The sequence below is a fragment of the Photorhabdus bodei genome (genome assembly GCF_003287735.1).
Taxonomy (GTDB): domain Bacteria; phylum Pseudomonadota; class Gammaproteobacteria; order Enterobacterales; family Enterobacteriaceae; genus Photorhabdus; species Photorhabdus kayaii.
The window spans coordinates 1-7,481 of record NZ_NSCM01000078.1; the positions used below are offsets into that span (position 1 = coordinate 1).

General features: G+C 32.8%; 9 protein-coding genes. 6 read left to right on the plus strand and 3 right to left on the minus strand.

What is annotated here, in order from left to right; translation table 11 throughout:
* Nucleotides 1-191: 191 nt before the first annotated feature.
* The 5 genes from CKY02_RS21935 to CKY02_RS26810 all read left to right on the plus strand — a co-directional run bounded on the left by CKY02_RS21935 (nt 192) and on the right by CKY02_RS26810 (nt 2,923).
* Nucleotides 192-605, plus strand: coding sequence for an AHH domain-containing protein (locus CKY02_RS21935; protein ID WP_021326854.1), 414 nt, complete (start codon nt 192-194; stop codon nt 603-605).
* The gene (locus CKY02_RS21940) at nt 605-1,267 is read left to right on the plus strand and encodes an Imm43 family immunity protein (protein ID WP_240002116.1); all 663 of its coding nucleotides are present in this window, start codon (nt 605-607) and stop codon (nt 1,265-1,267) included. The genes CKY02_RS21935 and CKY02_RS21940 overlap by 1 nt, the downstream gene beginning before the upstream one ends.
* A gap of 289 nt (nt 1,268-1,556) precedes the next feature.
* Nucleotides 1,557-1,826 carry an AHH domain-containing protein gene (locus CKY02_RS21945; RefSeq protein WP_112896895.1) on the plus strand — a complete coding sequence of 90 codons (270 nt, stop codon included), beginning with the start codon at nt 1,557-1,559 and terminating at the stop codon, nt 1,824-1,826.
* Nucleotides 1,827-1,828: 2 nt separating this feature from the next.
* Complete coding sequence (locus CKY02_RS21950; protein ID WP_112896896.1) at nt 1,829-2,281, plus strand: hypothetical protein; 453 nt, start codon at nt 1,829-1,831, stop codon at nt 2,279-2,281.
* Nucleotides 2,282-2,794: 513 nt separating this feature from the next.
* Nucleotides 2,795-2,923, plus strand: a complete 129-nt coding sequence (locus CKY02_RS26810; RefSeq protein WP_420899242.1) for an AHH domain-containing protein — start codon at nt 2,795-2,797, stop codon at nt 2,921-2,923.
* Between the two features lie 886 nt (nt 2,924-3,809).
* On the opposite strand, the gene CKY02_RS21965 is transcribed toward CKY02_RS26810, so the two are convergent.
* The 3 genes from CKY02_RS21965 to CKY02_RS21975 form a co-directional block, all read right to left on the minus strand.
* Complete coding sequence (locus tag CKY02_RS21965; RefSeq protein ID WP_205068478.1) at nt 3,810-5,129, minus strand: MvaI/BcnI family restriction endonuclease; 1,320 nt, start codon at nt 5,127-5,129, stop codon at nt 3,810-3,812.
* A 197-nt stretch (nt 5,130-5,326) separates the two neighbouring features.
* The gene (locus tag CKY02_RS21970) at nt 5,327-5,800 is read right to left on the minus strand and encodes a very short patch repair endonuclease (protein WP_011144732.1); all 474 of its coding nucleotides are present in this window, start codon (nt 5,798-5,800) and stop codon (nt 5,327-5,329) included.
* Between the two features lie 7 nt (nt 5,801-5,807).
* Entirely contained in the window at nt 5,808-7,244 is a 1,437-nt protein-coding gene (locus CKY02_RS21975; RefSeq protein WP_040154555.1) for a DNA cytosine methyltransferase, read from the minus strand.
* Nucleotides 7,245-7,291: 47 nt separating this feature from the next.
* Here CKY02_RS21975 and CKY02_RS25250 point away from each other — a divergent pair.
* On the plus strand, nt 7,292-7,481 hold a 190-nt coding region (locus CKY02_RS25250; RefSeq protein ID WP_338047390.1), incomplete at its 3' end, for a type VI secretion system domain-containing protein.

Consider the following 7,481-nt stretch of genomic DNA (forward strand, 5'->3'; position numbering starts at 1 on the left):
CTCGTCGGGGCGAGTTAACATGTTCTTTAACAGGGTGGGAAAAAGCGGTGGAGAAAAAGGCTGCTAAATCAGGGGGAAAGCTCCGCTAAACTGTATGATGGCGTCGGGATAGTCCCTAAGATCCGCTGAATCTTAGTGGCGGATTTAACCCGTACGGCTATGTCCATGATCCGGTCAACTGGATTGATCCTTTGGGTCTATCTAATAGTGGGATCTTAGATAAAGCAATGCAAGGACAAGTCGGCGATAGATTATCAGCCCATCACGTTATCCCTGTGGAAGTTTGGAAAGAAAATCAAGTATTCTTAGATAAAATAGGTATCGGTAGACAAATGAATTCTGCACCTAATGGTATTCATATTCCGGGTAGTGAATCCGCCATGAAAGCAGATGTCGGAAAAGGAATGAAAGTTTTCCACAGCAGTAATCATAATAATTATTCTGATGAAGTGCGAGGAAGAATAAGGGATATAAGAAACCAGTATTCTAATAATAGCATTAACGAGCGAGAAGCTAGAGATGCTATTAGAAAGCTTCAGATGGATATGAAAAATAAAATATGGTCTGGTCAAGTGTCTACAACCAAATGTGGGAGAGTAAGTTAATGAATTATTATGTATTAATGAACGATTATAATTCTTCACTAATGCCAAGATATCTTCATGCTATAGTAGATACCGAAAAGCAAATTAATGAAAAATGGGATTATGAAGGCTCCAAGCATGATATACCTTATTATCTATTAGATAAGGAATGCCCTGATACTTTGTATTTGTTATGTAATAAAAATATTGGAAAATTAGGGTTTAATTATTATCAACACAATATGGCTCATATCCTATCTGATAGATTTTTCAATATTATCAATGAGTTTAAATTAAGTGATCATGTTTTAAAAAAATTAATTGCGACATCTATTAAAGATGGAAAAACTATCAATAACTCATTAAATTATCTTTTTTTTACTGACAAGGAGTTATTTCTAAATGAAAAATATTCAATATTGGAAAAAGATAAATATGGAAATTTAATTCCTCATAAATTATCTTTTCATAATGAATCATTAAATTATGATATTTTTTCAATACGGACTACTTTATTAGCAGGATTTATCTTTATTTCAGAAAAAGTAGCTAACAGATTAATTAAAGAAAATATCAAAGGAATAAAGCTAATTAAATTAGATGAAGTCTTGAGTCACTATTGTGTAGATTTTAAGTACGACATTAAATCTAATGTCAAAAAAGGGAAAATAAAATTACCCTAAGCTAATAGTAAAAAGCCGGAAAGATCCCCGTGATCTTTCGGCTTTATTATTTCCATGCTTAAAATAAATATCTTACAAGGTTAGGCTTATATACTAAACATATAACTTAAAAGCACAAAAATATAAAATAAATAAAAAGATAAAAAAATTAATAATACATAAAAATATAAGACTCATAGTAAATATATACATAAACTATATTTTTGCTATTTTATTCCATTTTCTCTCTGAAACAGCAAAAAGCCGGAATCGCTTCCGGTCTGCTTCTTTCTTACCGTGGCGAATACCCATGCCACTCCAACGCCGACTGGTTAATGTAATGGCAAGGTGTCAAGGTAATCACAATGGTTACTCCAGGGCTATTAAAAATGCACTAGACAAAATAGACTTAAATCAGTCTGTTAATGAAATATCGAAACAGGTTGCTAATATACAAAATTTAGCTAAGAAAGGAATGATGAATGAAACACCAATAAGAGCTAAAAATACCTCGAAAGGAAAAACCAAAATAGGCAGTCAACGTGCTTTAGAAATGTGGAATAAAACTTTAGGGGTATAATAATGAAAAACAAAAATAAGAAATTTATAACTGAACCAATGAGTTTTTTATTTTCAGATAATCTTTTATCAGGGGGAGAAAAAGCACCCTCTGATATTATCCTATTGGAAGATAAAGACAAATCCCTCAGATTATCATTAAGTCAAAATTTACCAAATGGATATTTAGTCTGGCAAGATCTTATAGAAAATAGCGTTGGTGAATTTTCTTTAGAAGATAACTATTCTGAAGCCGAAGATTATTTAGAAGATATTGACGAAGAATACAGTGACTTACAAGAGGAAAAGACATTAATTTATAGAAAATCTAGAATGAAAAAAACAAATACAGAATACGATGATTTTTATTTTGAAGTTTTAGATGAAGTCTATTATCAACTAAAAATGTTATCTATTCAAAGGTACATGTTAGGTTATCAGAAGAAATCGTTATTAGAAAAAATGTTCGAAATATAAATAAGATTTCAAAATAGTGCTACATCTTATACCACTCATAATTCTATGTATAACAATGGGTTGAAGAAGGCTATGTGTAGCATAATTACGAAACGTTATTTATAAAGAAGGGTTGTATCCATGCGGAATGACTAAGGATAAAAAAATAGTCGCTTTTAATCCAATGATATTAAAAACTAGTTGATATAGAAAATATATTCTCATGAAAAATCCGGAAAGATCTCCATGATCTTTAGGTTTTGTTATTTTCATACTTAAATAAATATTTTACAGGATTGATATTATATATTAAATATGTAACTTAAAAGCCAAAAATATAAAATAAATAAAAAGATAAAAAAAGGAATAATACAGAAAAATATAATACTCATAGTAAATATATACATAGACTATATTTTAGCTATTTTATTCTGCTTTCTCTCTGAAACAGCAAAAAGCCGGGATCGCTTCCGGCTGGTTTCTTTCTTACATTGGTAAATACCCATGCTACGCCAATGCCGACTGGTTAGTGTAATGGCAAGGCATCAAGGTAATCATCACGGATATACTGATACAATAAGAAATGCTTTGGATAAAATAAATCTAAATCAATCATTTAATACCATATCGAAACAAGTGACTCACCTACAAAATTATAGCTAAAAAAGATATGGAGAATGGCAATATTATTAGATCCAACGATATGTGTAACACTGATATTCAGGGGAAAAACGTAAATTAAAAAGTAAGGTAGTTATGATACTCCTAATAATGGGTGCCTAATTGATCGCGAAGCAACGTCTAAACAAATAGTAAAAAATGTGGTCGCTAACTACAAAGATTTTAAGGGTATGATATAAGTGAACTAGAAAGAGCCTTAATAGAATTATCTAATGTCCATAAAAGATTTAATCTTCAGGGAAAATTTGAAGGAAATAATAGTGTTGAACTCAAATGGCCAAATTCGATTGAACATTCAGAAGAAATAGATTTTTTCTTCAACAAATTTGAACCTGTTAATATTAAGATAGAAACAAGAATTACACCAATAACCTTTTTTAAAGTTGAAAAAATATAACAAACCTAATATGGATATCGCTAGATTAAAGATTCAGAAAATATATTATATAACCCTAACTGGTCCAAAAATCATCTAATATTTATGGATGATTTTGATGGTGGAAAGCCTATTATTGCTATAACAGACATTAAAGGCACTCCTATTTATGCCAATTATGACATTGGTGAACCATTCAAAATAGCTGATTCATTAGCTGATTTCTTTATATAGCTAAATTAATTGAAATAGTTTATGGGAGGTTTAATATTTTTGATATTGGTGATGATAATGATGACGATGAGCTTAGTTCAGAATTTACAGATATGATTACTAAAGAAATTAAACCAATAATAGGTTCAAGTAATTTCGAAAGTTTCTTTGATTATTTTTATGGCTAATTTTTTCCATAAATAATAAAAGACCGAAAGGATCCTTCGAGATCTTCCGGCCTTCTTATGATCGTAATGCTCCAATGAACTCATATTTCAATTAACTTTCATTTAAATCTAAGCTCTCGGCTTTGTCATAAATACTTAATACATCTTTCCATTTTATCCTGAATTGATTTCTTTTTTTCACTTTAGACAATCCCTCCTGATATTTTATATTAATGCCTGGATCATAATATATTTTGCTTGATTCCAGCGCACTTATAAATTTGTTAAGATTAGCACCTGTAGCTAATACAATTTGGGGACCAAACTTATAGTATGGGAAATCACCATTTTTCACATCATACGAGACAAAACATGTTTTAGAATGTTTCCGTTTCCAGTGGTCTAATAATTTTCCGAAATTCCAGCCAGCAGCAATATTACCATTTATACTCCTAAGTACTAATCCGCCATCAGGATCTATAATTTTTTTCTTATCAAAATCATATCCTTCGAGATATAAAGTCAGCTTCGTTTTTTCGTTTAACAATCCGATTTTATGTATACTGGCAAAATCGACTCTATCCTCTTTTTTATTGGATGCATAATCACTCATAAATTTATGTAAATTTTCTATGTATTCCCCTTTATCTGGTTCTGGTGTCATTAAAGTTACAACTCTTCCTGAATGTGTTTTTAATTCCCAACCAGAAAAATCAGGCCCAGATCTGCCATTTGGTATAATTCCAAATAAACTTTCCAGAGTAAAACCCGCCCCATTTCTTGCTCTATATTCAATTACATTACCATTTTTATCCAGTCTTTGCGATTTAATAAAACCATAAGAATAAATTTCCTTCAAGCGAGTGATAAGATCACTACGGCTGTCTTTAATATTAGAGTAATATTCATAAAAAACAGAGAAAACAGGATTCATTAAATTTTTATCTATTAATTCTCTGAGTTCAATGGAAAGAGCGTCTTCCCAAGAACTCATATAAGCAAAAACCATGTCTTTACATATACCAAGAATTAAATAACGATTCTTATCACATCTATTTATTCTTTCCTCTTTCGTTGGAGGTTGCATTAAATGAGATGGTGCTATTGAACAACCTTTTATAATTCCCGACAGGCGAATTTCTGGATAGTTAGGATATAAAATAATTTGAGAGCCATGTGCCTGTTCTTTACAACTGTCAGTATTTATCCAAAATAAATTTAATGTGGCCTTAAATCTCGCACCTTTTTTTGACATACCAGCACTTTTCAGTTCACCAACAGGAATACCCTGCATGACAGAAAAATCCGCTCCCAAATATATCTGTTGTTTAGAATTGTCATTGTTTGCAAGTGGCTTAACTATAATTTTTTTAGCTCCTAAATCCTTCATGATAACTGATATTTTATCTATATTTATCAGTTTATTAGTCATCTTCTGCCCCGTCCATTAGTTATAATCTCTCTATAGATTAACTCTATTAAAGTAAAAATAGAATGCCACACTGAAGGATAGATTATTTTTCAAACAAAATAAAACTTATAGGTGGAAACGATTTGGTATGTAATATAACTGTTTCTTACAGAAAAAGAGTCAAAAAACACTTTTAATTCAAATAACTACTCATTTTTTTATAAAAGTATTTTATGTATCCCCACTGTATCAATTTCCGCATGAGTTTCACTGGCACATAGCCATTCTTCAATTCTTTCTGACAACTCATTATCTGTCAGTTTCAAACGTCCTCTCAAAGTACACTCCCAAATAACTAATATCTTCCAGCTATTATCCGAAAGAGAACTCATAACAAATTGATCTCTTCTGATATTTTTCTCAATTTTATCTAACCAGAATTCAGTTCGGGTTGCCGGAGTTTTGAAGAGATGACAATTATGCCCATGCCAGAAACATCCATGAACAAACAAAACAGCCTGATATTCATCAATAACGAAATCAGGCTTACCCGGAAGCTCCCTTACCTGCACTCTATAAGTTACCCCAAGGTCATGGAGAATTTTAACGAGCTTTTTTTCTATGGCTGTATCACAGTTACGAATTGCTCTCATATTTTTACTGCGAGTGGATGGATTGTGAACATCAGCCATAATTTATCTATGCCGCCTGATCTTTGTTTATCTGCTGTTGTTTCACTGCTTTCGCTATATAAGGAGCTAATAATTTAGCAACAGCTGTAAATACAGGCACAACAACTGAGTTTCCAAACTGTCGATAAGCTTGTGTATCTGAAACCGGAATATGAAATGCTTCTCCCTGAGGAGACTCAAACCCCATTAGCCGTGCGCATTCTTTCGGTGTTAAACGACGCGGGCGATTTTCCTGGTTATCTGGATTATCAAAATCCTGTTCCCCAAGCTTTTTATTCCATCCCCGGTCAATAAGGATTTCTGAGCCATCTTTATGGTAACGCGCAGAAAGTGTGCGAGTAACACTATCCTTATTGTTGGGATCTATAAGGCCAAATCCAAAGCCATTTCCTTTAGCCTGATGTTTTCTGGCATAATTATATAAATATTTCCAGAGATTAGGGGTAAGAATATATTTACTGTCAACTTCTGGTTCAAGTAAATCCGCAAGTGTTGGCCGTTCTTTCGGGAAATATCGACTAATATCCCTAAGTGTAAATCCTTGATGAATATTCAGATCTTTCCGAAAACCAACTAACACAATTCGTTCCCTATGCTGAGGCAAAAAATATTTTCCATCAATAATTTTAGGATCATTCGGCCCCATGATATCAGAATCAGCAACAGCGTATCCCAACTCATTCAATGTATTCATGATAATACGGAATGTTTTCCCTTTATCATGACTTTTTAAGTTCTTAACGTTTTCCAGAAGAAAAATAGCAGGTTTTTTAGCGGTAATAATTCTGGCCACATCAAAAAAAAGAGTTCCCTGTGTATCACACTCAAACCCATGAGCACGACCAAGGGAGTTCTTTTTCGAAACACCAGCTAATGAAAATGGCTGACATGGAAAGCCTGCCAAAAGAACATCATGATCTGGAATTTCTTTATCAATATTTTTATAAGCCTCTTTTTCATCTATTTTTGGGTTTTCACTTAATGTTATTTCACGAATATCAGAATTAAATTTATGGGATTCCGGATCACAATACCAGTTTGCTTTGTAGGTACGAACAGCATCTTTATTCCATTCGCTGGTAAAAACACACTGACCGCCAATTTCTTCAAAACCTTTTCGAATTCCTCCAATCCCTGCAAAAAGATCAATGAAACGGAAACCGTATTGAGGATGATTTTTGGGTGGTTCAGGTAGCATTTTTTGGAGCATAGCAACTTCAACTTCTGTTAACAATTTCTGGACTGATTTTCCGTTAAACCAGCGATTTAAAGTTTCACGGGTCCAGTCGTTATAATTTACTCTGCGCAAAAGTTCTGCAATAGTTTTTTGATCATAAGACTCAAAAAGTTGTCCCATCAGCTTTTTATCTGATGCCAACTTTTGCTGCTGCAATAACTTCGATTTTTCATGGAGATCCTGGGCATACGAAAAAAATTCTTTCATTTTATTTATCCGAAAAATATTTTATTTTGTGACATTTTATCACTCAATTGACCCAGAATAAAGAAATTTGTGGATATTTATACAGTTATTTACTTTACTCAGCGACTCATCTGACCACGGCACCGATGGCGAATGGCACAGGCAAAACACCGCTGGCACCGACGTCGGCAGACCGCACCGCAGATTATCTGACGAAACTCCCGGCGGCGGACAAATCCCTGCTGCAACAGATAGAAC